A 23,429-nucleotide genomic window follows, 5' to 3' on the forward strand; every position below is an offset into this window, starting at 1 on the left:
ACAGGTTCTGTGTGTTCCTGCAGTTATTGAAACAGACAGTTTGCAAGTGCCCTCGGCCCGGTTAAGGTTCGCCACAGGTTTATGTGCCCTGCGAGTGTGTATGTTCAAGCGGTTTTTCCCTCACGCTGTCGCCAGCTTGCTGCTGGCCTGCGCAGCGCTGCCGGCCCAGGCCGACTGGTACCTGGACGGCGAGTCTTCGCGGCTGTCGTTTATCAGCAGCAAAAATGGCAATGTCTCCGAGGTCCAGCGTTTCCTGGTACTTCACGGCCAAGTGCAGCCCAACGGCCTGGCCCGCCTGGAAGTGGAGCTGGAATCCGTCAACAGCGGCATCCCCCTGCGCGATGAGCGCATGCGCGCCGAGCTGTTCGAGATCAAGCAATTTGCCGAAGCCACCATCACCGCACAAATCGACCTGATGCCGATCCAGGACCTGGCCAGCGGCGCGCAGTTGGAGTTGCGCCTGCCGCTGACGGTGAACCTGCACGGCAAACAGCACGAGTACCCTGTCGAACTGCTGGCCACGCGCCTGGACGAACGCCGCTTCCAAGTGGTGACCCTGGAACCGGTGGTGCTCAACGCGGCGGATTTCGATCTGGCGCCGGGGCTGGAAAAACTGCGAAACCTAGCCGGGTTGTCGGCCATCAGCCTCTCGGTGCCGGTGAATGCGGTGCTGATTTTCACGGCGCGCTGACATGAGCGGCCCGGTATTCCCCTGGCGTGAAGGCAATCGCTTCGAGCTGTTGATCGACGGCCCGCAGTTCTTCCCGCGCATGCTGGTGGAAATCGCCCGTGCCCAGGAGCAGGTCGAGCTGGAGCTGTACCTGGTGGAGGCGGGCGCTTGCGCCGAAGCGATGGTCCAGGCTCTGGTCCAGGCCGCCGAACGTGGCGTTCGCGTGCGTTGCCTGTTCGATGACTACGGCAGCCTGGCGTTTACCCTGGCCCTGCGCAAGCGCCTGACCGAGGCCGGAGTGGAGTTGCGTTTCTACAATCGGCTGAGCTGGCGCCGTTGGGTGCGCAACCTCTACCGGGATCACCGCAAGCTGCTGTTGGTGGACCAGCGCCTGGCCGTGGTCGGTGGCACCGGAGTGACCGATGAATTCTGGAACCCCCTCGACGACCGCAGTGAGTGGCACGAAGTGATGGTGGAAATCGTCGGTCCGCTGGTGCTCGACTGGCAATTGCTGTTTGACCGCCAGTGGCTCGCCAACCGTCATCGGAGAGCCTGGAAACCGGCGTCCAACTTCGGCTTGCCGCGCCTGCCGCGCGTTCCTCCGGTGGGCGAGGGCATGGGGCGTGTGGCGTATGCCGACGCCCGCCAGCATCGCGACATCCTGCAATCGCTGTCCCGTGCACTGAACAGCGGCCAGAAACGCATCTGGATGGCGACGCCGTATTTCTTGCCGACCTGGAACGTGCGCCGTTCCTTGCGCAAGGCCGCCGCCCGGGGTATCGACGTGCGCCTGCTGCTGACCGGCCCGCGTACCGATCACCCATCCGTGCGCTACGCCGGGCATCGTTATTACCCACGATTGCTCAAGGCCGGCGTACAGATCTTCGAATACCAGCCGTGTTTCCTGCACCTGAAGATGGTGTTGGTGGACGACTGGGTCAGCATCGGCTCCTGCAATTTCGATCACTGGAACCTGCGTTTCAATCTGGAAGCCAACCTCGAAGCCCTGGATTCCAGGCTCAGTGGCGCAGTGGCGGCCAGTTTCGAACGGGACTTCGCCCAGAGCCTGCAGGTCAGCCTCGACGCCTGGCAGCGCCGGCCGCTGTGGAAGCGGTTCAAGCAGCGGGTGTGGGGGTTGGTGGATCGGGTGGTGGTGAATCTGTTGGATCGGCGGGGGTAAGCGCAATTCTTTAAAACACTGGGCCCCAATGTGGGAGCGGGCTTGCTCGCGAAGGCGGTGTGTCAGTCGACTCCATTGCTGACTGATCCACCGCCTTCGCGAGCAAGCCCGCTCCCACAGGGAGTTTGTGTTGCCTGAGGGTCAGAGCAACTCAAAACTCTGCTGCTTCACGTCCTGGGAGTCCAGGCCGATCTGCACGTTGAACTTGCCCGGCTCAGCCGCGTACTTGAGCTGGGCATTGAAGAACTTCAAGTCGTCTTCGGTGATGGTGAAGTGGATGACTTTCTTCTCGCCGGCCTTGAGCATCACCTTGCGGAAGTTCTTCAGCTCCTTCACCGGGCGGATGATCGAGCCGGTCACGTCCTGGATGTACAGCTGCACCACGGTTTCGCCGTCACGCTTGCCGGTGTTTTCCAGGGTTACGCTGGCGTCGAGCTTGCCGGTCTTGTTCAGCGTGGTGGATGACAGGGCCATGTCCGACAGGCTGAATTCGGTGTAGCTCAGGCCATAGCCGAACGGATAGAGCGGGCCGGTGGTGTCATCGAAATATTGCGAGGTGTAGTTGCCCGGCTTGCCCGGTGTGAACGGGCGGCCGATGCTCAGGTGGTTGTAGTAGGTCGGAATCTGCCCCACCGAACGAGGGAAGGTAATCGGCAGCTTGCCCGACGGGTTGTAGTCGCCGAACAGCACGTCGGCGATGGCGTTGCCGCCTTCGGTGCCGCTGAACCAGGTTTCCAGGATCGCATCGGCCTGCTGTTTTTCTTCCAGCAACGACAGCGGACGGCCATTCATCAGCACCAGTACCAGCGGCTTGCCGGTGGCCTTCAGGGCCTTGATCAACTCGCGCTGGCTGGCCGGGATGTTCAGTTCGGTACGGCTCGACGACTCATGGGACATGCCGCGGGACTCACCCACGGCGGCCACCACCACATCGGCATCCTTGGCGGCTTTTACCGCTTCGTCGATCAGCACCTGGGCCGGGCGCGGGTCGTCCACCACTTCCGGGGCATCGAAGTTGAGGAAGTTCAGGTAGTCGAGCACCTTCTTGTCGCTGGTGATGTTGGCGCCACGGGCATAGATCAGCTTCGACTCAGCACCCAGGGCGCGAGTCATGCCATCGAACAGGGTGACCGATTGCGCAGGACGCCCGGCGGCGGCCCAACTGCCCATCATGTCGATCGGTGCCTTGGCCAGCGGGCCGACCAGGGCGATTTTCGCCGTCTTCTTCAGGGGCAGGGTCTGGTTGCGGTTTTCCAGCAGGACCAGGCTGCGGCGCGCCACGTCACGGGCATCGGAGCGGTGCATGCGGCTTTCGGCGTAGGTGTCGGCCGGGTCATCCTCGGCCTTGCCGATGCGCAGGTACGGGTCCTTGAACAGACCCATGTCGTATTTGGCCGCGAGCACTTCCCGTACCGCGTTGTCGATGTCGCTCTGCTCGATCTCACCGGCCTTGAGCAGCCCCGGTAGCTCCTTGCCGTAGAGCGAGTCGTTCATGCTCATGTCGATGCCAGCCTTGATCGCCAGCTTCGCCGCTTCGCGACCGTCCTTGGCGACGCCGTGCTTGATCAATTCGAAGATGGCGCCGTGGTCACTGACCGCCAGGCCCTTGAAGCCCCACTCCTTGCGCAGCAGGTCGTGCATCAGCCAGGTATTGGCGGTGGCGGGCACGCCGTTGATGGAGTTCAGCGCGACCATCACCCCGCCAGCTCCGGCGTCGATGGCGGCACGATAGGGGGGCAAGTAGTCCTGGTACATTTTCACCGGGCTCATGTCCACGGTGTTGTAGTCCCGACCGCCTTCCACCGCGCCGTACAAGGCGAAGTGCTTGACGCTGGCCATGATGCTGTCGGCCGCGTTGGCGCCGTTGCCCTGGAACGCCTTGACCATCACCCCGGCGATGCGCGACACCAGGTAGGTGTCCTCGCCGAAACCTTCGGACGTCCGGCCCCAGCGCGGGTCGCGGGAAATGTCGACCATCGGCGCGAAGGTAATGTCCAGGCTGTCGGCCGCCGCTTCCTGGGCGGCGATGCGACCGGAGTGGTAAATGGCGTCCATGTCCCAGCTCGAGGCCAGGGCCAGGGGGATCGGGAAAATGGTGCGGTGGCCGTGGATCACGTCGTAGGCGAAGAACATCGGGATCTTCAACCGGCTGCGCATGGCCGCGTCCTGCATCGGACGGTTTTCATCGCGAGTGATGGAGTTGAACGTGCCACCGATATTGCCGGCGGCGATTTCCTTGCGGATCATCTCCCGAGGCATTTCCGGGCCGATGCTGATCAGGCGCAACTGGCCGATCTTCTCTTCGAGGGTCATTTGCTTCATCAGGTTACTGATGAACGCGTCCTTGTTCTCTATGGGGGCTGGCAGGTTGTCGGCAAATACGGATTGACTGGCCAGACTGACAAACAGGCCCAGCAAACACAGCTTCTTCATGAATAGTTTTCTCGCAAGCCTAAAGGGCGGGGATCACGCCACGCCGGTCAGCCAAAATGTGAGGAGCGGCTATTGTTGTTCAGTTAAATGCAGCACACTTTCGAACCCATTGGGCTGAACTTAGTTTCGCACTGCGCATCTTTTAGCCCATCGACCCGATTCAATCCAGTGCGGCGCAGATTATGCCCCAGACGCCAGTGAGATAGGTGCCGGGTTTTTCCAATGTCATGCCAGGGAGCGCTTCATCCTATGAATCCACGACTGAACCACCTTCGTAGCCTGCCGATGCTGGCCTTGATGCTGCTCACCACGCTGCTGGCCGGTTGCGGCATCAATAACATCCCGACCCTGGACGAACAGGCCAAGGCCGCCTGGGGCCAAGTGCAGAACCAGTACCAGCGCCGCGCCGACCTGATCCCCAACCTGGTGGAAACCGTCAAGGGCTATGCCCAGCACGAACAGGACACCCTGACCGCGGTGGTTGAGGCGCGGGCCAAGGCCACGTCGATCCAGGTGGACGCCAGCACCTTGGACAACCCGGAAAAGCTCAAGCAGTTCCAGCAGGCCCAGGACCAGTTGAGCGGTGCGTTGAGCCGGCTGATGGTGGTGGTCGAGCGTTATCCGGACCTCAAGGCCAACCAGAACTTTCTGGCCCTGCAATCGCAGCTCGAAGGCACCGAGAACCGCATCGCCGTGGCCCGCCGCGACTTTATCCTGGCGGTGCAGAAGTACAACACCGAGATCCGCACGTTCCCGGGACGCCTGTGGCACAGCGTGATGTACAGCGACTTGCCGATCCGCGAAACCTTCGAGGCGACCAGCCCCAATGCCGAGAAAGCGCCTGAGGTGAAGTTCTGAAAAAACTGTGGGAGCGAGCCTGTGGGAGCAAAGCTTGCTCGCGATGAACGATAACGCGGTCATTAGAAAGACCGAGGTGCCTTCATCGCGAGCAAGCTCAGCTCCCACACCCGCTCGCTCCCACACAGGAGTTACGATGCGAGTGTTGAAAATTGGCCTGGTGCTGTTGCTCTGGGTGTTTGCAGTCACGGCCCAGGCCGAATTGAAGTTTCCGGCGCTGACCGGGCGGGTGGTGGACACCGCCCAGATGCTTGACCCGTCGGTGCGCGGGCAACTGGAGGCGCAGCTCAAGGCCCATGAACAGGCCACTGGCGAACAAGTGGTAGTGGTCACGCTGGCGGACCTGCAAGGCAGCAGCATCGAAGACTTCGGCTATCAACTGGGACGCCACTGGGGCATCGGGCAGAAGGACAAAAACAACGGCGCGCTGCTGATCGTCGCCCGGGATGACCGTAAACTGCGCATCGAAGTGGGCTACGGTCTGGAGGATCGCCTGACCGACGCCCAGAGTTCGGTGATCATCAACCAGGTGATTACCCCGGCCTTCAAGACGGGCAATTTCAACAAAGGCATCAGTGATGGCGTCGCGGCGATGCTGGTGGTGTTGGGCGGCAGTCCGCTGGATGAACCGGCGCCGGCATACAGTGCGGACGGGCAGCAGGAGCAGGGTGATTTCGTCGAGCGCCATCCGGGGCTGTTCATCTTTCTGGTGATCCTGTTTATTTTGACGATATTGGTGTGCCAGATGCTCGGTATCCTGCCGAGCGGAAGCGGTGGCTCCAGCCGTTCGGGCGGAGGCGGTGGAGGCTTCGGCGGTGGAGGCGGTGGGGGCTTCAGTGGTGGCGGTGGCAGTTTCGGGGGCGGCGGTTCGTCGGGCGGCTGGTGACAATAATAATGAGCAGGCACTTTTGACCATGGCATTACTGACTGAACACGAACAACGCAAGGTCGCCGAAGCCATTGCCCGGGTCGAGCGAGATACCGACGCCGAGCTGGTCACCGTGTTGGCCGCTCGCGCCGACGACTACGCCTACATCCCATTGCTTTGGGCCAGCCTGTTGGCTCTGGTGGTGCCCGGCGTGGTCCATTACCTCACCGGCTGGCTGGCCATGCACAGTCTGTTGCTGGTGCAGTGGGTCAGTTTCATTGTGCTGTGCCTGGTGTTTCGCATCCCCAGGATCACCACGCACCTGATCCCCCGTTCCGTGCGTCACTGGCGGGCCTCCAACCTGGCGCGCCGGCAATTCCTCGAGCAGAACCTGCACCACACCGTGGGCAGCACAGGCATGCTGATCTTTGTTTGCGAGGCCGAGCGCTATGTGGAAATCCTGGTGGACGAAGGTATTTCCAAGCGCCTCGACAACAAGAACTGGGACGCCATCGTCGCGGCGTTCACCCAGCAGGTCCGCCAGGGACAGACGTTGCAGGGCTTCGTGACGTGTATCGAGGCCTGCGGCGAATTGCTCAAGGAGCACGTGCCGGTGACCCAGGAGCGCAATGAATTGCCGAATCGGTTGGTGGTGCTGGGCTGAAAATTTCCCGCCAGCACAAGCCTGTGGGAGCAAAGCTTGCTCGCGATGAACGATAACGCGGTGAGCCTGCACTATCGCGGCGTATTCATCGCGGGCAAGCCTTGCTCCCACAGAGGCTACTGCTCACCACACGAACTTTTCCGTGCCCTCACTCCCCATCCCCCCTAAAATACCCGCCATTCCCGATTCGCCCGCCCCGAGGCCGCTTTTTTCATGTCTGTCACCGCCACCCCCGCCCGTTCCGCGCCGGATCACCACGCCCAGTTCATCGAGCTGCTGCACACCAGCCTTGTGCAAAACACTTTCATCAAACTGGTGCTGGCCAAGTACGTCGGCGACGAAGCGGACCTGCAGCGGCTGATCATCAAGCAACTGACGGTCAAGGATCAGCCGTGCCTGTCCTTCGTCTACCGTTACAAGACCCGCGACATCACCAAGAATTTCCCGCTGGCCGAAGGCGTGGACACCATCGCCGCGCTGTTGCCAGCGTCGTTCAAGAACGCGCATTTGCTGGCGGTCACCGACGAGGCGCAGTTGGAATACAGCAAAAAGGGCAAGAGTTCGCTGTTCAAGAGCAAGCCCCAGCAACTACGGGAAGTGCCGTCTGCCGAGCACAACCGCGAGAAAAACCGCTTCCTCGACCTGAGCCGGCCTTTTTTGGCCGACCTGGGCGTGACCAACCACAAGCACGAGCTGATCCCGGCGATGTCGCGCAAGTGGAAGCAGATCAACAAGTTCATCGAGGTCTTCAGCCATGCGCTGACGTCTTCGCCGCTGGCCCTGGACAAACCGGTGCGGGTCTCGGATTTCGGTTCGGGCAAGGGCTACCTGACCTTCGCCATCCATGATTACCTGCGCAACACCTTGCAGGCCGAAGGCGTGGTGACCGGTGTCGAGTTGCGCGAAGACATGGTCAAGCTGTGCAACGAAGCCGCCGCGCGCCTGGAACATCCGGGCCTGAGCTTCCAGCACGGTGACGTGCGCAGTGTGGCGCCAAGCGCGGTGGATGTGATGATCGCCTTGCACGCCTGTGATATCGCCACTGATTACGCGATCCACATGGGCATTCGTTCGGGCGCCTCGATCATCATGTGCTCGCCGTGTTGCCACAAGCAGATCCGCCTGCAGATCCAGAGCCCGGCCTTGCTCAAGCCGATGCTGCAATATGGCCTGCACCTGGGCCAGCAGGCGGAAATGGTTACCGACAGTTTGCGGGCGCTGTTCCTGGAAGCCTGCGGCTACGAGACCAAGGTTTTCGAGTTCATCTCCCTGGAGCACACCAACAAGAACAAGATGATTCTGGCCGTCAAACGCGCCGAACCGGCGGACCCCTCCGAGCTGCTGGCCAAGATCCAGGAGCTCAAGGCCTTCTACCACATCTCCGAGCACTGCCTCGAAACGCTGTTGCGGGCGGATGGATACCTCGCCTGATCTACTGACACATTACCCCCTGTGGGAGCGAGCCTGCTCGCGATTGAACGATGACGCGGTGTGCCTGATAAACCGCGCCGCCTGAATCGCGAGCAGGCTCGCTCCCACAAGTTGCATCCAGCCTCCTGCGGTATGCAGCCCGTCAGGTAATCGCCGCTTATCCCTCACCCACCGACGTACCGGTCTACCTTTAATGCGTTAACCACTTACGCATTCCCAAAGGAGCCCTTCCCATGGCGGCCAAGAAAATCCTGATGCTGGTCGGCGATTACGTCGAAGATTATGAAGTCATGGTGCCGTTCCAGGCCTTGCAGATGGTCGGCCACACCGTGCATGCCGTGTGCCCGGACAAAACCGCGGGGCAGACGGTGCGCACAGCGATCCATGATTTCGAAGGTGACCAGACCTACAGTGAAAAACCGGGGCACTTGTTCGCCCTCAACCATGACTTCGCCAACGTCCAGGCCACCGACTACGACGCATTGCTGGTGCCGGGTGGACGCGCGCCGGAATACCTGCGCCTGAATGAAACCGTCCTGCAACTGGTGCGTGATTTCGACCTGGCGGGCAAGCCAATTGCCGCCGTATGCCATGGCGCGCAACTGCTGGCGGCGGCGGGCATCCTCGAAGGGCGCGAATGCAGTGCCTACCCGGCGTGTGCCCCGGAAGTACGGCTGGCGGGCGGAACCTATATCGACATTCCCGTGACCCAAGGCCATGTCCAGGGCAACCTGGCGACCGCACCGGCCTGGCCTGCGCATCCCAACTGGCTGGCGGGGTTCCTGACTCTGTTGGGCACGGCTATCACTTTGTAGTACCGGACTGGCAAGGCAAGCGCAGCGGGTCTTTACTCTCGGGGCATGTCTTCATTGCCAGGAGAAAAATCATGTCCGGATGGTACGAAATCAGCAAAAGCAGCAGCGGCCAGTTTCGGTTTGTGCTCAAGGCGGCCAACGCCGAGACCATTTTGACCAGCGAGCTGTACACCACCCGCAGCGGTGCCGATGGTGGCATTGCTTCGGTGCAGAAAAACAGTCCGTTGGCCGAGCGCTATGAACTCAAGAACACCAAGGACGGCCATCCGTACTTCAACCTCAAGGCGGCCAACCACGAAGTGATTGGCAGCAGTGAGGCGTATTCATCGGACGCCGCCCGGGACAAAGGCATCGCCAGCGTCAAGGCCAACGGACCGACGACGGTCATCAAGGACAAGACCGTGGTTGCGCTCTGACAGGACGGTAATAAGAGGATCTGTGACGAGGGGACCTGTGGGAGCAAGGCTTGCCCGCGATGCAGGCGCTGCGATTGTGCAGGCTAGCCGAGTTATCGCTCATCGCGAGCAAGCTTTGCTCCCACAAGTGAACCCCTTGCCACTCAGGGTTACCCTGCCTTTAAACCTCCACTGGCACCGACAGCTTCGGATCGCCCAGCGGGTGGCTCTTGGCATCGAAGAAGCGCAATTGCACCTCCAGTCCCTGGAACACCTTGGCGTAATGGCGCTTCTGATGCTGGATGAACGCCTGGCTACGGGGATAGATCGAAATCGCCACGGTTTTCGGTGCGGCCAGGCGCAGGGCATGGACAATATGCCGGTCTTGCTCGCCCAGGGCCTGGCCGAACAGACACAAGTTGTCGCCGTGCTGCAGCAACTGCTCATAGCAGAACGACAGGTAGTCGCTGCTGCGGATGGTCTTGAGCTTGTCGGTGCTGGGGCCTTCATTGACGAACAGCGGCACGTCGTCGAGGGTCTTGAGGGTGTTGTTGATGGCGAAACTGCCGAGCAAGGTGCCTTCGGTGGACGTGAGCTTGCGCGCCGTGCCGTCCTGATTACGCACCAGGTGCAGGCCGCCGTGCAAGTACAGCAGGCGCGGTTTGTCCGTGGTCGCCTGGCTCAGGTCGAAACTGTGGTCATCGCCCAGGAACAGGTCGCTGATGGTCTCGGGCGCGAGCTGGATCGCCCAGTAGTTGAGCAGGTCGTAGTTGGTGGTGAACACCGTGCGGTAGCGTCCCAGCTCCTGGTTGAGCGTCGCCAGGGTCGAGGGTTGCACCAGGCGCCATGGGATATGCACCGCATGCACGGTGTTGATCAGCGCTTCCTTGATCGCGTAGTAGCGATTGCGCGGGGCGGCAGAGCTGACGGCCAGGGCCTTGTTGATCCGACTGGTGGTTTTCAGCGCACCGAGCACCTGTTCGAAACTGCGGGTTTGCATCGCGTCGAACACGCTCAGCTCCGACGGGCTCAGGGGTTTTTCTTCGACAACGCGGGCATTTTCGAACAGCGAGTCATAGCCGAAATCGTCCCACACCGCGCGGCTGGCTCCATTGCCCACCAGCAGGCCGCTGAAGGCGGTATCGGCGCGCACGGCCTCCCAGTCTTCGAGCCGGGTGTCGTATTCCTGGAAATCGGTCATCGCAAGGGTCATCTCAAAAACGTGGCAAAGGCAGGTCGCGACTTTATCACGACCCAGTCTTGAGCCAGATCAAGATACGTCATGACTACTGGGTCATTCTGTAGGCCCGCCGATCCGGCCTCTATCCTGGAGCATGACCTCATGAGCAGCACTTTTTTCATTCCCGCCGTGAACATCATGGGGCTGGGCTGCCTCGATGAAGCAATGACCGCCATTCGCAACTACGGCTTTCGCAAGGCCCTGATCGTCACCGACGCGGGGCTGGCCAAGGCCGGTGTCGCCAGCAAGGTGGCTGAGCTGCTGGCACTCCAGGATGTCGACTCGGTGGTTTTCGACGGTGCCAAGCCCAACCCAAGCATTGCCAATGTCGAACTCGGACTGGGGCTGCTGAAGGAGAGCCAGTGTGACTTCGTCGTGTCCCTGGGGGGCGGTTCGCCCCACGACTGTGCCAAGGGCATCGCCCTGTGCGCCACCAATGGCGGGCAGATTCGTGACTATGAAGGCGTCGATCGTTCGAGCAAACCGCAATTGCCGTTGATCGCCATCAACACCACGGCAGGCACCGCCAGTGAAATGACCCGTTTTTGCATCATCACCGACGAGACGCGCCACGTGAAAATGGCGATTGTCGATCGTAACGTGACCCCCTTGATGTCGGTCAATGATCCGGCGCTGATGGTGGCAATGCCCAAGGGCCTGACGGCCGCCACCGGTATGGATGCGCTGACCCACGCGATCGAGGCTTATGTCTCCACCGCCGCCACGCCGATTACCGATGCCTGTGCGCTGAAGGCCATCACCTTGATCAGCAACAACCTGCGCCTGGCCGTGCGCGACGGCAGCGATCTGCCAGCCCGGGAGAACATGGCCTACGCGCAGTTTCTCGCAGGGATGGCGTTCAACAATGCGTCGTTGGGTTTCGTCCACGCCATGGCGCATCAACTGGGTGGTTTCTACGACTTGCCTCACGGTGTGTGCAACGCGGTGCTGTTGCCTCATGTGCAGAGTTTCAACGCCTCGGTATGCGCTGCTCGACTGACCGACGTGGCCCATGCCATGGGCGTCGATACACACGGAACCAGCCCGGAAGAGGGGGCCCGGGACGCCATTGCGGCGATCCGCAGCCTGGCTCATGACGTGGACATTCCGGCCGGTTTGCGTGACCTGGGCGTACGCCTCAACGACGTACCGGTGCTGGCCGCCAACGCCTTGAAAGACGCCTGCGGGCTGACCAACCCACGGGCGGCGGACCAGCGGCAGATCGAAGAGATTTTCCGCAGCGCGTTTTAAGCGACCCGGGGCGGCACGCACCTCACACAGAGCATCGCCGCCGCCCCCAGCAGTACGCACAACGCCGCCAGCGGCCAGGCCTGTTGGCTCAACGACAGGCTGGCCATGGCGCCGATCACCGAGGCCATCAGTTGATGCAGAAACCCGCTCAACGCCATGGCATAGGCGCCGGCCACCGGTGAGCCTTCGTTGGCCAGGGACAGGCTGATGGGGTAGGTCAATGACTGGCCAAACACCGCGAAACAATACGGCAGCCAGAAGAGCAACGCGATGCTGTCCAGGGTAAGGCTGCCTGCCAGCATGGTCGCGCTGCCGCCCAGCACCAGCGCGATGCCCCAGCCCATCATTCGTCGTTGGCCGGTGCGCAGTACAAAAGCGTTCACCGCCAGCGCCCCGAGCAAGTACGCCGCACTGACCGGCCAGCCCAGCAGGCCGTATTCAATGGGCGACCAGTGGAAGCTCTCCTGCAGGATCAGCGGCGCTGCGGTATTGAACGCGACGATCACGCCGTAACCCAGCCCACCGGCCAATGCCGGCAGCAGGAACGCGCGCTGTCGGAGTATTTGCCCGTAGATACCCCACGCCGATTGCCCGTTGCTGGCGTTTACCAGCACCGGGAACCGAGCCCGGGACACCGCTGCCGCCATGGCCAGGCTGACGGCGCCCAAGCCCTGGAAAATCGCTTCCCAACCGAAAGCGGCCTGGATCAGCGAGCCCAGGTACTGGCCGATCCCGAGGGCAATCACAAAGGCGATGGATATCCATGACAGCGCCTTGGCCAACAGGTCGCCGCTGAAACTGTCACGGATCAATACTCGCGCCATCACCGAGATACCGCTGGCGCCGATGCCCTGGATCAACCTGAGCGTCAGGAACGCCTCCACGGTTGTGCCCATTGGAAGGGCCAGGTTACCCAGGCCGTATAACCCCAAGGCCGCCAGCAAGACCGGCTTGCGCCCCAGGCGCTGGCTCAGGCTGCCCCACAGCAACATGGGCAGCGCCATGCCAATCAGATACACCGACAAACCCCAGGAAACCCGGGACGCATCGGCGCCCAGGTCCCGGGCTATATCGGGCAGGGCCGGCAAGTAGATGCTCATGCCCAGTTGTGCCAGGAAGACGGTGGTGCAGGTGACGATCAGGGTTGTACGGTTCTTCATCGAGCGTCCTGTCTCAAGGGCGGATGTCACGCCCGTGGGTCAGCAGCAGTTCGGTGATCTTTTCGCAAAACGAGCGAATCACGTTCGGCTCCATGTCGGCGCGCAGGGTAATGCGAATAGCCGCCTTGCCTTGCGGCACCACGGGGAAAAAGACCGCCGAGGTGAAATACCCCAGTTCGGCCAGTTCGACCGCCAGGCTGTTGGCCAGGGCCGCTTCACCGCAAGGCACCATACGGATTGCCATGGGGTTACCGCGCTGTTCGGTACGCACGAGGCTGTCGAAGAGGCGAATATTAGCCTGTAAGCGCTCCTGCAAGGTGCTGAATTCCCGGCTGCGGTGCAGGCGGATCGAGGCCATGCCGGCGCCGATGGCTGCTGCGTTCAGGCTCTGGGACCAATTGCTCGGCCCACCATAACGCTGCACCAGCGCCTTGTGCCGTTCACTGCCAAACATGACCAGCCCGCCACTGGCGCCAAATGACTTGGCCAGGGAAGCCACGATCAGGGTGCGCTCGTCCACGGCAGGGAGGCGCGAACGGGCCAGGCCCGCTCCGGACTCCCCGACCGCGGACAATGCGTGGGAGTCATCCAGATAGAGAAACAGACCGTAGCGTTGCTTGAGATACATCAGGCTGTCGAGGTCCGCCAACCCGCCCATGCTGTAGGCGCCGTCAGCCACGTACGCCACGCTGCGCTGGCGTTTGCACATGTCTTCAATGAAATCCATGTCGTTGTGGGGGCAGGTGATGACCTGGGTTTCATCGGCGCAGGCGGCCTTGCTGTGGTTCATCGAGTAATGGGCGTGTTTGTCGAACACCATGACGGGCGAACAATTGTTGGTGAACGCACCGCTGGCCAGCAGTGGCAGGATTCCAGCGCTCGCCGCGCTGCACGACAGGGCACTGAGACAACTGGCGCCAAACAGCTCCGACAATTGGGTTTCGTACTGGTCCAGGATCGCCAGCTTGCAGCGATTCTTTGAATTGGCGACCCGAAGGGTTCCGGTTTCCCACAGTGTGGTCATGGCGCCGTCCAGCAACGCGGGGTGGTAGTCCAGGCCCAGGTAGGAAGTGGTGCAGAAGTGATGGAAGGTGCGACCGTATTGGTCGACCAGCACGTTGGGTGTCTTGACCTCGACATTCAGCCCTGAGACTTTTCCGGCCTCGGTGCTCTGCCAGTTCTGGTCTGCGAGGGAAATGACCTTGCGATAGTTGGTGAAGTGGTGGGGCGCTTGAGCAGTCTGGTTCATGGTGCGACTACATTCCTTGGTGAGTGGTGCTGTCCGTGGGGTGTTTCAATAGCGGTGTGTTTCCAGACTTTACAGATTGTTGTGCAGGGCTTTGAATCGGCTGTTTCCGGCGTGTTTGAGTGTCACTGGAGATTTCTGCGTAGGACTTTGCCTAAGGCCTTGGGCGGGGAATCCATCGGCGACGTCGGAGCTTGGGAACGTCATGGGTTCGCCCCAAGCCCGCTGGGTTATCACTATTTTTCTGAAGGTTGCTTGCTGATGCTTTCTGGCCTCAATCATCTGACCCTTGCCGTCACCGACCTGGATCGCAGTGTGGTTTTTTATGGCGAGCTGTTGCAGCTGCGTCTTGAGGCCAAGTGGAACAGCGGGGCCTATTTGTCGCTGCCGGGATTGTGGTTGTGCCTGTCTTTTGACCCGTTGCGCAGGACCGAGCTGGCGTCGGACTACACCCATTACGCTTTCAGCACCAACGCCGAGGATTTCCCGGTGCTGGTGGCGCGGCTGAACGCGGCCCGGGTGGCGTCGTGGCGGGATAATCGCAGCGAAGGGAATTCGTTCTACTTTCTCGACCCGGATGGGCACAAACTCGAGGTTCACGTGGGAGACCTGGCATCCAGGCTGAAGGCCTGTCGGCATGCTCCTTATGCCGGAATGGAGTTTTTTACGGAGCCGTGACGAGGCGGCTCTCTGGAGTCGTGACATCAGGCGATGAGCCCTGCTTATCTCGCGCAGTTTGCATACTGATCACCTACGCTATCCTCATCGTATGATGGGTGCGCGTCGGGTCCGCACGCTGTACCAGCGTGGTGAACCGGCGATCCCCGGTTCACTCACCGCCGCATTGTCCGGATGACCTCCTGCCCCATGGACACTCGAAGCTCCGCGCCGCTGGCCAGCTACATCGACCTTCTGCTGGACGCCGTGTGTGCCGTCGACGGTCAAGGGCGTTTCGTGTTTGTCAGTGCCGCCTGCGAACGCATTTTTGGCTACACCCCGCAGGAGCTGATCGGCCAACCAATGATTGACTTGGTGCATCCCGCCGACCGCCTGCGAACCCTCGAGGCGGCGCGGGAGATCATGAACGGTGAGCCCAAGCTCAATTTCGAGAACCGCTACCTGCGCAAGGACGGTCGGGTGGTGCATATCCTGTGGTCGGCACGCTGGTCGCCGGCGGATCAACTGCGCATTGCCGTGGCCCGGGACATCACCGAACGCAAGCAGGCCGAGTCCCGCCAGGCGGCGTTGTATGCGATTTCCGAGGCGGCCCATGCCGCGGCCGACTTGCTGGCGTTGTTCAAGCGCATCCACCTGATTATTGGCGAGTGGCTGCCGGCGCTGAATTTCTCGGTGGCACTGTATGACGAGCAATGCGCGCAACTGAATTTTCCCTATCACGTTGACGACCGGGAAGGGCAGCCTGAACTGCCGGGCACCGTCACCGGACGTTTGTGCGCCGAGGTGATTCGCAGCGGCCAGCCAATCCTGCTGACGCCCGGTAGCAGCCAGCTGCCGTCGGGGTTCGCCGACCTTGTGGCGCAGCCGGACGCGCCGTGTTGGCTGGGCGTGCCGCTGAACTCGCAAAGCGGCACGATTGGCGCGCTGATCGTCAGGAGTGCGCCGGACACCGAGCGGTATACCGAGCAGGACAAGGAACTGCTCCAATATGTCTGTGCACAGATCACCATCGCCATCGAACGCAAGCAGTTGCATGCCCGGTTGCAGCACATGGCTCAGTACGATCAGCTGACCCAGGTACCCAACCGCGAATTACTCCGTGAACGGTTCAAGTGTGCACTCGCGACCGCCCGCGCTGCGTCCGGGCGCATGGCCTTGTTGTACATCGACCTGGACCGTTTCAAGCAGGTCAATGACACCTATGGCCATGGGGTTGGCGACATGCTGTTACAAGCGGTGGCTAATCGGCTCAAGGGCTGTATACGCGACACCGATACTGTGGCGCGTATTGGCGGAGATGAGTTCGTGGTCTTGCTGCATAGCATCCAGGCCCTGGAGGATGCCCACGGCGTGCAAGAAAAAATCCGTCATGCATTGGTCCAGCCACTGCGTCTGGACGGCCACTGCCTGAGCATCGAACCGAGTATAGGTGTGGCCTGTTTCCCCGACCATGGCACTGAAGATGTCGCACTGTTTCGCCATGCCGACGAGGCGATGTATGCCGCCAAACGCCACAATCACAGGGCGTTCGGTATCCGATAGCGCACCACCGTTCGTCGTGGTGCCGCTGGCTTTTTTCAACCTTTCGAGCGTTGTCCTTTTCAGATGTCAGGCGGGCTCCGCTCGCCGGAAACATCGTCCATGATCGAACGAAGAGGCTTGAAGCGGGTCGCAGAAGTAGGAGAACCCCCCTCGCGGCTGTTGGCAGCTACTCAGCGGAAAGCGAAATCGGGTGGGTTCTGATTCAGGGGCGGGAACCCCGCCAGAACTTTTATCAGAGGAGGGCGCGACCATGAGCCGTATGGCCAGCTTTTTTCGCACCACCAGTGTCATCGTACTGATGGGCCTGGGTGCTAACAGTGCCTGGGCCCAATCGCCTGCCGAATTCATCAACGATGCTTCAGCCAAAGGCATGGCCGACATCGAAGCCAGTCGCATGGCCCACGGGAAAGCCGAATCCAGAGAGGTCAAGGATTACACCATCATGGTGATCAATGACCGTACCACCGCCAATCAACACCTGGCGAAGATCGCCAAGAAGCTCGACTTGCCTGTCGCTCCCCGGGAGGAAGTGGCTGACAAGGCCAAGGCCTTGATGCCGCAGGTCCAGGAAGGCGAGTCCTTCGAGGCTGCTTATGCCGCCAGCCAGGTCAAGGCCACTGAAGAGGCCATCGCGCAGATCCAGCAGCAGGCCCAGACCACCGAAGTGCCGGAAATCAAGGCCTTCGCCGATGAGACCCTGCCTAAGTTGCAGACCCATCTCGAAATGGCCAGGGCGTTGCAAGCCAGCCGCTGATCCGCTGGTTTTTGTATCCAGGACCGGGACGTTCGCGTCCCGGTTGATTTTTGCCTGTCGAAGGAGAACCTTTCAGCGCATCTGCGTCAGCACTGGTTCAGGTCCACTTTGTTCTTTTCTTCCAGGCCTTCAAGGTTCTTGGCTTCGCCCTGGCCCATGGCTTGGTAGTGCTTTCTCAGCGCCTCCAGTTGCTTGAGGTCCAGCGACTCGAGCCCGAGCATTGCATTCTGCGCCTCCTTGGTTGCTCGCAGTAACTCATCGACCTTGAGGTGCAGGATGTCTGTATCGCGGTTCTGCGTGTTTTGGATCAGGAACACCATCAGGAAGGTAATGATCGTGGTTGACGTGTTGATGATCAGTTGCCACGTGTCATTGAACTGGAAAAGAGGTCCGCTAAGGGCCCAGAGCACCAACAACACGATGGCCCCCAGAAATGTCTTTGGGCTTCCCGCCCAGAGAGCCAGTTTTTGAGCGATTTTTGCGAAGGTCATTGCTGTGTTCCTTATGGATGCACCTGTCTGGTGTGACAGCAATGAAACGATGAAAATTCTACTTACATTTCAGTCGCCAACATCCGTCGACGTTCATCGGCCGGCACGATGACAGTCGCAACGATTGCCACTCTCGCAGGTCACTGCTGAAAGCCCTCGGTATCGGAGTACATCATGAATCTCGCCCGCACTTTTTGCCTCGCCTGCGCTTTGTTCGCCCTGCAAGGCTGTTTCGACAACTCGGATAACGAGACCAAGGACAACACTGATGGCACCAAGTCTTCGGTGCAGATGCAAGAGTCTGGAAAGGAGAGCAAATAACGTATAGCTGAAACCTGTGGGAGCTCGCTCCCACAGGTTGTGGCGGTTTTCTCACCGGCCTTGCTGCAACACCTTCAGCGCTGCCGAAGCGAGGAAGCCGGATCGGCTCTTCTCTTCAGGATGGTGCAACACATATTCATCAATACGATTGAGCAGGTAGCCGGGCAGCGTGATGTTGAGTTTCTGCGCCTTGCCCAGGTACTTGGTCACATCGATGTCCACCAGCGCCCAGGTGCAGCCGGCAAATTTCGGATTGGCTGCGTGCAAGGTAACGGTGTTGGCCGGTGGAATCGGCGAACCATCTTCAGCCAAAATCTCGAAGTGTCCCTCAATGGCCTCACGGGCCATTGCCATGGCCTCGTCCAGGTCGTCGCCTGCAGAAAAACAACCGGGAATATCCGGCACTTCAACACCCCAGGCGTGCTTGTCATCGCCCATGGAAATCGCAATCGGGTAAAGCATATTCATCGTCCTCCGGGAACGTCGCGCAACGAGCCGGCTGAAGCAGCGCCTGTTGCAAAATACTGATGGCCGTCTTCTTGAGCAGGTCCTTCTTCGGATGAGGAACCGTGACCAATCCCGGTTTGGTCGGGTGCCTGAAGTGATGGTGGCTGCCCCGAACCCGCACCAGATACCACCCGTCTGCAATGATTTGGCTTATCAAAAATCGGCTATTCACAACACCTCCGTGTGGTGTGCTTGGTGGGTACTATACCTACTGAAAATTAATGATCAACACTATACCTACCAGGGACGCCACTGGTGGGTTCGCGCAGGCATTGCAACGAAGTCTAGAAGCGGTGTTGTACAAGGGCGGCAGAGGGGCAGGGTGGGTTTATTTCGGGATGTGAGACAGGGCGAAAATGCGGGTGGGGCGAGGGAGCTTGCTCCCGCTGGGCTGCTAAGCAGCCCTGGATTACAGCTCAAATATCAGGAGCCACTCCGCGAAGCTGCGGTCGCTATGACTGCTGCACAAACGTCAGCCGTACAGCAAAACCAATCAGAAGACTCCCGAACAACCACTGCTGTACACGCTGGGCCGAAGGCGATCGCTGAAGCCAGCGTCCAAGTGCGACACCCACCAAGGCGTAAGTGCTATCGAAGAGCAGGCCGACGCCGACCAGCACCACGCCCAGGGTCGCGAATTGCCCCAGCACCGGCCCGCCCTGTGGATCGATGAATTGCGGTAACAACACTGAACAAAACAGCAAGGCCTTGGGGTTGAGCAGATTGGTCAGCAGCCCACGCCGAATCGCCTGGTACCAGCGCCGCTTTCCGGCCTCGACAGTGGTGTTTTCAAAACTCGGCAACAACGTGCTCCGCAAGCATTGAAAACCGATCCATAACAGGTAGGCGGCCCCGGCCAGACGCACCATATCAAAGGTCCATGGCGCGGTCTTGAACAAGGCCGAGAGCCCCAACGCTGCCAATGCAACATGACACCCACGAGCAATTCCCAGGCCCACCGCCGTCGCCAGCGCCGCGCCTCTGCCCTGACGGGCTCCGGTTTGCAGCAGCAGGATCATGTCCGGCCCGGGCAACACGTAGACCACCATCAAGGCCATCAGGAACAACCAGAGCTCTGCCATGCCACACCTCCTTCATCGACGCTTCGCAAGCGTTCAGTCTATGGCGTAGGGGCAGGGCAGGTGGTTGCGAAGTCAGCTTCTAAAGCTTCATTAATTGGCATAACCTGCCAGCTATTCGCACCATTCCATCGGAAACTGCCAATTCATGAAACTGGATGCCTTCGATCGCAAAATCCTCGCCGCGCTGCAACGCGACGGCCGCCTGAGCAACGTGCAACTGGCCGAAGAAATCGGCCTGTCCCCGTCACCCTGCCTGCGCCGGGTGCGGATGCTCGAAGAGGCCGGTGTCATTCGCGGTTATCAAGCCATCCTGGACCGTGATGAAGTGGGGCTCGGACTGACGATCTTTGTCGGCGTGAAGGTTGAACGGCACAACGACGAACAAGCCGAAGCGTTTCGCCAGGCGGTCACGGCATTGCCAGAAGTGATCTCGGCGTTCTTGGTGTCAGGCGAATCGGATTTTCTGTTGCAAGTGATGGTGCCGGACCTGCGGGCCTACGACCGATTTCTCACCGGGCGGCTGCTGAAACTGCCGGGGGTGAGCGATATCCGCAGCAACTTTGCGATCCATACGGTGAAGACGCCGGGGGCGTTGCCGTTGGGGCATTTACCGGGCACTGAGCAATGAACGACACAAGTGGGCGGCCAAGATCCCAAAAGCCCCGCTGTGAAAAACACCGGGGCTTTTTGTCTTGTCGTTAGGTGGGAATTTTGCGACTCCCATTCTCAAGCGTTGGGTCTATCTATTGTTTCTCGGCTTTTTTTCTAACTCAACTTTCGGTCTTGGCGTAATGACTAACAACGTAGGCGCGCGCCCTACGCAATTCTCGGATTCTGCCTACAAGCTAAGCGAGAGTCGCCCGCTATCTCCAATTGCTCGGATAGGAAATAGTGCTTCTCCGACGGACTATGCAATGGGCAATGAGTGATTGACGCCCGACAGATTTTGTCGGCGTTGCAGAAAGCGACGCTTGGGGCGGTGTCCCAAACCTTGGAAGGATGATCAATGCTTCAGAACGACCGCGATAATTTAGAGCTCGATAAACTATTGGTCGAAACCCGAAAATTGTTGGCTGAGACTCGCAAGCTTACGGCCGAGGAAACGAAGCTGAAGCACGAAGCCTTCTGGTACCCATACGCAGTAGGGGCTGGAGTAGTGACCGCTATTGTCGCTGTTGCGGGTTTTGGGATTAAAATTTGAGTGCCGGTTCGCCGCAATGCGCCAATACCCACCCTACATGACGGGTACTTGAGCTTTGCAAGCACACGGCTCACATTGCTCGAAATGGTTTACAGACTCAGCACGGCCCGCGACCTCGGAGGAGAATGAGACAATGCCTACCCATCGCAGTTATCAAGCCAGCATCGAGCAATTGCATCAAGAGGTAGAGGCGTTAGCTGAAGAGATGAGGCGCCCGACTCCGACCACAATCCGGGTTACGTTGCTGCCGTTCAGCATCGGTGCTGCGTTCGCCCTGACCCTGTTTACCGTTGTCGCTTTTGTCGCAAAGCATGTTTGATTCCTGGTCGCCCTGTGAGATCGCAAACAAATTATCGGCGTCTATGCACCCTTGCTCTCTTTCATAGATCCTTGGTGTGAGCGTCAGGGGCGCAACCTCCACAAACACCAGACCAAAAAAAACCGGCCACCAAGGGCCGGTTTTTTTATCCCTCGCCAACACACAGCGCGGGACCAGAATTCGATTGGAGCGGGTGAAGGGAATCGAACCCTCGTTATCAGCTTGGGAAGCTGGAGTAATGCCATTATACGACACCCGCTCAGAGCGGCTGACTTTGTACCAGATGTGGGCACGGATTTGAAGTTTTTCTTCACATGGCGTGCGGTCAGTCGTCTATGCGAGCCTCAAACCAGAGCGGTCGTTGGCGGGCAAGCCCCGTTGCTGAAGGCGCAGGATGGGGCTTGCTCGCCAGGACTCGGTTTCAGATGGCCAGTGCATGGTAGCTCTGCACATAGCTATAGCGCGGTCGGCTTTCGTGGTGTTCCGGTGTGAGGAAACCCATCAAGGCGTTGCGGCTGTCGCGGCAGGCGGCTTTGTGTTCCATGTCCAGGAAGTGCCCGGTGGCTTGCAGCGTGCTGAAGGTGCTGTGCTCGACATGGTTGGCGAAGAGCCTGGCGTCGTCGGCCGAGGTGTATTCGTCCCATTCGCCGTTCAGGAACAGCACCGGTACGTTGATTTTCTTGGCCGCATTGATGTAGCACTGCTGGTCGCTGTTGAGCACGTCGGTGATGTGGAAGCGCATCTGCCCGTACTCATGTTCGGCCAGACTGCTGACATGGCGATAGTTGAAGCGCTTGAACAGTGGCGGCAAATGCTTGCCGATGGTGCTGTTGACCAAGTGCCCGACACGGTCGCCGTCCAGGCTGCCCAGGTAATCCACACCGCGTTCAAGGTAGTCGCGCATCGGCGCATTGAGCACTGGCGAGAACGAGCTGATCACCGCTTTTTCGATGCGTCGTGGCCGGTGGGCCAAGGCGCTCAGCGTGGCGGCGCCACCCCAGGAAAACGACAGCACGTGCTCGGCGGCGAAGTGGTCGATCAGTTCCAGGAGGATCTGCCCTTCGACCTCCTTCGTCAGCATTTTCTCGTGCCGATTGTGGGCCTTGGACTTGCCCGCGTAGGGCTGGTCGTACAGCACGACATTGAATTGCGGGTAGAGGTTTTTGGCGGTCTGTGCAAACGACGCGGTGGTGGCCATTGAGCCGTTGACCAGAATGATGGTCTTTTGTGCGGCGTCTGCGCGATAGAACTCCGTGTAAACCCGATACTGACCCTGTATATCCAGCACAGCGATTTCTGGCCTCATGTCATAAGACTCCTGGCAAGCGGGTATGCGCGCAATGAGATTGCACGGGCAATGTGACAGGTAGGCATACGCCTGGAAGATAAGGCCCATGTCGATCCAGAAAAATGGTCGACGGGTGTTGTTATAGGCGGGCAGTTCGCCGGCGGCACAAGGCGGAACCTGAGGGTTCCAGCCGGCAAAAAGTTTCTTGGAAGTATGTTGTGACTCATCGGTCACATTTCGGCCGACGGTTTGATTCAAGCAGGGGGACGAGCGTTGCGCAAGTACCTCTTGGAAAATTGTTCGACACTTCTGCCCAGCGGTAGCGGGTTCAGATGAGATGGACTTCTTCGGAGCTCAGGGCGCGGTATTGGCCCGGTTCGAGATCGGCGTCCAACGTCAGCGGGCCCATGCGCTCGCGATGCAGGCGCAGTACCTTGTTGTTGAAGTGGCCGAACATGCGCTTGACCTGATGGTAGCGCCCTTCAACGATGCTCAGGCGCGCCGATCTTTCCCCCAGCAGCGTCAGTTCTGCCGGTTGGGTGGTGAGGTCTTCGAAGGCAAAGTACAGGCCCCGGGCGAAGGTGTCGGCATATTCGGCGGTAATGATTTGCTCGGTTTCGACGTAGTAGACCTTGGGCAGTTTGGTCTGCGGTTGGGTCAGGCGCCGTGACCAGGTGCCGTCATTGGTGATCAGCATCAGCCCGGTGGTGTTGAAATCCAGGCGCCCGGCGATGTGCAGGTCATCCTTGTCCGCTTCGTCCAGCCAGTCGAGGACAGTGGAGTGTTGCGGATCGCGGGTCGCACTGACGCAGCCGGGTGGCTTGTGCAGCATGAAGTAGCGCGCGGGGCGGCCTGCTTGCAGCACTTCATCGTCGATTTCAACGCGACTGAATTCACGTACGGAAGCATGGGGATCGCTGACGACTTGGCCATCGATCCGCACCCGGCGCTCCACCAGCAACAGGCGTACTTGTTGGCGATTGAATCGCGGCAGATTACTGAGGAAACGGTCGACGCGCATGGGCAGTTCAGGCA

General features: G+C 60.1%; 25 protein-coding genes, 1 tRNA gene and 1 pseudogene. 16 read left to right on the forward strand and 11 right to left on the reverse strand.

Going from position 1 to position 23,429, the window contains the following annotated elements:
* Positions 1 to 100: 100 nt before the first annotated feature.
* A complete protein-coding gene (locus PSH86_RS06860) occupies positions 101 to 691 on the forward strand; it encodes a YceI family protein (RefSeq protein WP_116831650.1) in 591 nt (196 codons plus the stop codon).
* A gap of 1 nt (position 692) precedes the next feature.
* The gene (locus tag PSH86_RS06865; RefSeq protein ID WP_116831651.1) at positions 693 to 1,850 is read left to right on the forward strand and encodes a phosphatidylserine/phosphatidylglycerophosphate/cardiolipin synthase family protein; all 1,158 of its coding nucleotides are present in this window, start codon (positions 693 to 695) and stop codon (positions 1,848 to 1,850) included.
* A 141-nt stretch (positions 1,851 to 1,991) separates the two neighbouring features.
* Here PSH86_RS06865 and bglX read toward each other — a convergent pair whose 3' ends face one another.
* Positions 1,992 to 4,283, reverse strand: coding sequence for a beta-glucosidase BglX (bglX, locus tag PSH86_RS06870; protein WP_109755931.1), 2,292 nt, complete (start codon positions 4,281 to 4,283; stop codon positions 1,992 to 1,994).
* 249 nt (positions 4,284 to 4,532) lie between these two features.
* Between bglX and PSH86_RS06875 the strand changes: the two genes are divergently transcribed.
* From PSH86_RS06875 to PSH86_RS06900, 6 genes are all read left to right on the forward strand, one after another.
* Entirely contained in the window at positions 4,533 to 5,141 is a 609-nt protein-coding gene (locus PSH86_RS06875) for a LemA family protein (RefSeq protein WP_109755930.1), read from the forward strand.
* Between the two features lie 136 nt (positions 5,142 to 5,277).
* Entirely contained in the window at positions 5,278 to 6,027 is a 750-nt protein-coding gene (locus PSH86_RS06880; protein WP_116831652.1) for a YgcG family protein, read from the forward strand.
* A gap of 28 nt (positions 6,028 to 6,055) precedes the next feature.
* Entirely contained in the window at positions 6,056 to 6,673 is a 618-nt protein-coding gene (locus tag PSH86_RS06885) for a TPM domain-containing protein (RefSeq protein WP_109755928.1), read from the forward strand.
* A 213-nt stretch (positions 6,674 to 6,886) separates the two neighbouring features.
* Positions 6,887 to 8,104: an SAM-dependent methyltransferase gene (locus PSH86_RS06890; protein WP_305488812.1), complete on the forward strand. Its 1,218-nt coding sequence runs from the start codon at positions 6,887 to 6,889 to the stop codon at positions 8,102 to 8,104.
* 233 nt (positions 8,105 to 8,337) lie between these two features.
* Positions 8,338 to 8,919 (forward strand): DJ-1/PfpI family protein, encoded by a 582-nt coding sequence (locus PSH86_RS06895; RefSeq protein WP_134923157.1) that lies wholly within the window; start codon positions 8,338 to 8,340, stop codon positions 8,917 to 8,919.
* A gap of 71 nt (positions 8,920 to 8,990) precedes the next feature.
* Positions 8,991 to 9,335, forward strand: coding sequence for a YegP family protein (locus PSH86_RS06900; RefSeq protein ID WP_109755925.1), 345 nt, complete (start codon positions 8,991 to 8,993; stop codon positions 9,333 to 9,335).
* A gap of 160 nt (positions 9,336 to 9,495) precedes the next feature.
* Here PSH86_RS06900 and PSH86_RS06905 read toward each other — a convergent pair whose 3' ends face one another.
* On the reverse strand, positions 9,496 to 10,515 hold the full coding sequence (locus PSH86_RS06905; RefSeq protein WP_305488815.1) for a DUF4917 family protein: 1,020 nt from the start codon (positions 10,513 to 10,515) through the stop codon (positions 9,496 to 9,498).
* 141 nt (positions 10,516 to 10,656) lie between these two features.
* Here PSH86_RS06905 and yiaY point away from each other — a divergent pair, with 141 nt between their 5' ends.
* Positions 10,657 to 11,805, forward strand: coding sequence for an L-threonine dehydrogenase (gene yiaY / locus PSH86_RS06910; protein ID WP_163855021.1), 1,149 nt, complete (start codon positions 10,657 to 10,659; stop codon positions 11,803 to 11,805).
* Here the strand turns inward: yiaY and PSH86_RS06915 are convergent.
* A complete protein-coding gene (locus PSH86_RS06915; protein WP_116831656.1) occupies positions 11,802 to 12,965 on the reverse strand; it encodes an MFS transporter in 1,164 nt (387 codons plus the stop codon). The two genes, yiaY and PSH86_RS06915, sit on opposite strands and share 4 nt — an antisense overlap.
* A gap of 13 nt (positions 12,966 to 12,978) precedes the next feature.
* Positions 12,979 to 14,214 carry an aminotransferase class I/II-fold pyridoxal phosphate-dependent enzyme gene (locus PSH86_RS06920; RefSeq protein WP_305488820.1) on the reverse strand — a complete coding sequence of 412 codons (1,236 nt, stop codon included), beginning with the start codon at positions 14,212 to 14,214 and terminating at the stop codon, positions 12,979 to 12,981.
* 258 nt (positions 14,215 to 14,472) lie between these two features.
* Here PSH86_RS06920 and PSH86_RS06925 point away from each other — a divergent pair, with 258 nt between their 5' ends.
* The 3 genes from PSH86_RS06925 (at position 14,473) to PSH86_RS06935 (ending at position 17,185) form a co-directional block, all read left to right on the forward strand.
* The gene (locus PSH86_RS06925; protein ID WP_212802479.1) at positions 14,473 to 14,889 is read left to right on the forward strand and encodes a VOC family protein; all 417 of its coding nucleotides are present in this window, start codon (positions 14,473 to 14,475) and stop codon (positions 14,887 to 14,889) included.
* A 189-nt stretch (positions 14,890 to 15,078) separates the two neighbouring features.
* Positions 15,079 to 16,431 (forward strand): diguanylate cyclase domain-containing protein, encoded by a 1,353-nt coding sequence (locus tag PSH86_RS06930; RefSeq protein WP_305488823.1) that lies wholly within the window; start codon positions 15,079 to 15,081, stop codon positions 16,429 to 16,431.
* 250 nt (positions 16,432 to 16,681) lie between these two features.
* Entirely contained in the window at positions 16,682 to 17,185 is a 504-nt protein-coding gene (locus PSH86_RS06935; RefSeq protein ID WP_109755919.1) for a DUF4142 domain-containing protein, read from the forward strand.
* An 86-nt stretch (positions 17,186 to 17,271) separates the two neighbouring features.
* Here PSH86_RS06935 and PSH86_RS06940 read toward each other — a convergent pair whose 3' ends face one another.
* Positions 17,272 to 17,676, reverse strand: a complete 405-nt coding sequence (locus tag PSH86_RS06940) for a low affinity iron permease family protein (protein ID WP_109755918.1) — start codon at positions 17,674 to 17,676, stop codon at positions 17,272 to 17,274.
* A 174-nt stretch (positions 17,677 to 17,850) separates the two neighbouring features.
* Here PSH86_RS06940 and PSH86_RS06945 point away from each other — a divergent pair, with 174 nt between their 5' ends.
* Entirely contained in the window at positions 17,851 to 17,997 is a 147-nt protein-coding gene (locus tag PSH86_RS06945; RefSeq protein ID WP_162893799.1) for a hypothetical protein, read from the forward strand.
* Positions 17,998 to 18,048: 51 nt separating this feature from the next.
* On the opposite strand, the gene PSH86_RS06950 is transcribed toward PSH86_RS06945, so the two are convergent.
* The 3 genes and pseudogenes from PSH86_RS06950 to PSH86_RS06960 all read right to left on the reverse strand — a co-directional run bounded on the left by PSH86_RS06950 (position 18,049) and on the right by PSH86_RS06960 (position 19,586).
* The gene (locus PSH86_RS06950; RefSeq protein WP_109755917.1) at positions 18,049 to 18,459 is read right to left on the reverse strand and encodes a type II toxin-antitoxin system HicB family antitoxin; all 411 of its coding nucleotides are present in this window, start codon (positions 18,457 to 18,459) and stop codon (positions 18,049 to 18,051) included.
* 40 nt (positions 18,460 to 18,499) lie between these two features.
* A pseudogene (locus tag PSH86_RS06955) lies at positions 18,500 to 18,676 on the reverse strand (type II toxin-antitoxin system HicA family toxin); the annotation flags it as partial.
* A gap of 280 nt (positions 18,677 to 18,956) precedes the next feature.
* Positions 18,957 to 19,586, reverse strand: a complete 630-nt coding sequence (locus PSH86_RS06960; RefSeq protein ID WP_212801996.1) for a LysE family translocator — start codon at positions 19,584 to 19,586, stop codon at positions 18,957 to 18,959.
* A gap of 145 nt (positions 19,587 to 19,731) precedes the next feature.
* Between PSH86_RS06960 and PSH86_RS06965 the strand changes: the two genes are divergently transcribed.
* The 3 genes from PSH86_RS06965 (at position 19,732) to PSH86_RS06975 (ending at position 21,106) form a co-directional block, all read left to right on the forward strand.
* Positions 19,732 to 20,214, forward strand: coding sequence for an Lrp/AsnC family transcriptional regulator (locus PSH86_RS06965; RefSeq protein WP_305488829.1), 483 nt, complete (start codon positions 19,732 to 19,734; stop codon positions 20,212 to 20,214).
* Between the two features lie 378 nt (positions 20,215 to 20,592).
* The gene (locus PSH86_RS06970) at positions 20,593 to 20,787 is read left to right on the forward strand and encodes a hypothetical protein (RefSeq protein ID WP_109755914.1); all 195 of its coding nucleotides are present in this window, start codon (positions 20,593 to 20,595) and stop codon (positions 20,785 to 20,787) included.
* Between the two features lie 133 nt (positions 20,788 to 20,920).
* Positions 20,921 to 21,106, forward strand: coding sequence for a hypothetical protein (locus tag PSH86_RS06975; protein WP_109755913.1), 186 nt, complete (start codon positions 20,921 to 20,923; stop codon positions 21,104 to 21,106).
* Positions 21,107 to 21,291: 185 nt separating this feature from the next.
* Here PSH86_RS06975 and PSH86_RS06980 read toward each other — a convergent pair.
* The 3 genes from PSH86_RS06980 to PSH86_RS06990 all read right to left on the reverse strand — a co-directional run bounded on the left by PSH86_RS06980 (position 21,292) and on the right by PSH86_RS06990 (position 23,415).
* A tRNA-Gly gene (locus tag PSH86_RS06980) sits at positions 21,292 to 21,365 on the reverse strand.
* A gap of 162 nt (positions 21,366 to 21,527) precedes the next feature.
* A complete protein-coding gene (locus tag PSH86_RS06985; protein ID WP_163855008.1) occupies positions 21,528 to 22,412 on the reverse strand; it encodes an alpha/beta fold hydrolase in 885 nt (294 codons plus the stop codon).
* 310 nt (positions 22,413 to 22,722) lie between these two features.
* A complete protein-coding gene (locus tag PSH86_RS06990; RefSeq protein ID WP_109755911.1) occupies positions 22,723 to 23,415 on the reverse strand; it encodes a pseudouridine synthase in 693 nt (230 codons plus the stop codon).
* Positions 23,416 to 23,429 lie beyond the last annotated feature (14 nt).

This window comes from Pseudomonas sp. FP2300, from assembly GCF_030687595.1.
In the GTDB taxonomy this organism is placed as follows: domain Bacteria; phylum Pseudomonadota; class Gammaproteobacteria; order Pseudomonadales; family Pseudomonadaceae; genus Aquipseudomonas; species Aquipseudomonas bijieensis.

What these genes read in the sequence shown, in the direction of transcription:
- PSH86_RS06860 (WP_116831650.1), top strand. Translation starts at nt 101, where the DNA reads ATGTTCAAGCGGTTTTTCCCTCACGCTGTCGCCAGCTTGCTGCTGGCC.
- PSH86_RS06865 (WP_116831651.1), top strand. Translation starts at nt 693, where the DNA reads ATGAGCGGCCCGGTATTCCCCTGGCGTGAAGGCAATCGCTTCGAGCTG.
- bglX (WP_109755931.1), bottom strand. Translation starts at nt 4,283, where the DNA reads ATGAAGAAGCTGTGTTTGCTGGGCCTGTTTGTCAGTCTGGCCAGTCAA.
- PSH86_RS06875 (WP_109755930.1), top strand. Translation starts at nt 4,533, where the DNA reads ATGAATCCACGACTGAACCACCTTCGTAGCCTGCCGATGCTGGCCTTG.
- PSH86_RS06880 (WP_116831652.1), top strand. Translation starts at nt 5,278, where the DNA reads ATGCGAGTGTTGAAAATTGGCCTGGTGCTGTTGCTCTGGGTGTTTGCA.
- PSH86_RS06885 (WP_109755928.1), top strand. Translation starts at nt 6,056, where the DNA reads ATGGCATTACTGACTGAACACGAACAACGCAAGGTCGCCGAAGCCATT.
- PSH86_RS06890 (WP_305488812.1), top strand. Translation starts at nt 6,887, where the DNA reads ATGTCTGTCACCGCCACCCCCGCCCGTTCCGCGCCGGATCACCACGCC.
- PSH86_RS06895 (WP_134923157.1), top strand. Translation starts at nt 8,338, where the DNA reads ATGGCGGCCAAGAAAATCCTGATGCTGGTCGGCGATTACGTCGAAGAT.
- PSH86_RS06900 (WP_109755925.1), top strand. Translation starts at nt 8,991, where the DNA reads ATGTCCGGATGGTACGAAATCAGCAAAAGCAGCAGCGGCCAGTTTCGG.
- PSH86_RS06905 (WP_305488815.1), bottom strand. Translation starts at nt 10,515, where the DNA reads ATGACCGATTTCCAGGAATACGACACCCGGCTCGAAGACTGGGAGGCC.
- yiaY (WP_163855021.1), top strand. Translation starts at nt 10,657, where the DNA reads ATGAGCAGCACTTTTTTCATTCCCGCCGTGAACATCATGGGGCTGGGC.
- PSH86_RS06915 (WP_116831656.1), bottom strand. Translation starts at nt 12,965, where the DNA reads ATGAAGAACCGTACAACCCTGATCGTCACCTGCACCACCGTCTTCCTG.
- PSH86_RS06920 (WP_305488820.1), bottom strand. Translation starts at nt 14,214, where the DNA reads ATGAACCAGACTGCTCAAGCGCCCCACCACTTCACCAACTATCGCAAG.
- PSH86_RS06925 (WP_212802479.1), top strand. Translation starts at nt 14,473, where the DNA reads ATGCTTTCTGGCCTCAATCATCTGACCCTTGCCGTCACCGACCTGGAT.
- PSH86_RS06930 (WP_305488823.1), top strand. Translation starts at nt 15,079, where the DNA reads ATGGACACTCGAAGCTCCGCGCCGCTGGCCAGCTACATCGACCTTCTG.
- PSH86_RS06935 (WP_109755919.1), top strand. Translation starts at nt 16,682, where the DNA reads ATGAGCCGTATGGCCAGCTTTTTTCGCACCACCAGTGTCATCGTACTG.
- PSH86_RS06940 (WP_109755918.1), bottom strand. Translation starts at nt 17,676, where the DNA reads ATGACCTTCGCAAAAATCGCTCAAAAACTGGCTCTCTGGGCGGGAAGC.
- PSH86_RS06945 (WP_162893799.1), top strand. Translation starts at nt 17,851, where the DNA reads ATGAATCTCGCCCGCACTTTTTGCCTCGCCTGCGCTTTGTTCGCCCTG.
- PSH86_RS06950 (WP_109755917.1), bottom strand. Translation starts at nt 18,459, where the DNA reads ATGCTTTACCCGATTGCGATTTCCATGGGCGATGACAAGCACGCCTGG.
- PSH86_RS06960 (WP_212801996.1), bottom strand. Translation starts at nt 19,586, where the DNA reads ATGGCAGAGCTCTGGTTGTTCCTGATGGCCTTGATGGTGGTCTACGTG.
- PSH86_RS06965 (WP_305488829.1), top strand. Translation starts at nt 19,732, where the DNA reads ATGAAACTGGATGCCTTCGATCGCAAAATCCTCGCCGCGCTGCAACGC.
- PSH86_RS06970 (WP_109755914.1), top strand. Translation starts at nt 20,593, where the DNA reads ATGCTTCAGAACGACCGCGATAATTTAGAGCTCGATAAACTATTGGTC.
- PSH86_RS06975 (WP_109755913.1), top strand. Translation starts at nt 20,921, where the DNA reads ATGCCTACCCATCGCAGTTATCAAGCCAGCATCGAGCAATTGCATCAA.
- PSH86_RS06985 (WP_163855008.1), bottom strand. Translation starts at nt 22,412, where the DNA reads ATGAGGCCAGAAATCGCTGTGCTGGATATACAGGGTCAGTATCGGGTT.
- PSH86_RS06990 (WP_109755911.1), bottom strand. Translation starts at nt 23,415, where the DNA reads ATGCGCGTCGACCGTTTCCTCAGTAATCTGCCGCGATTCAATCGCCAA.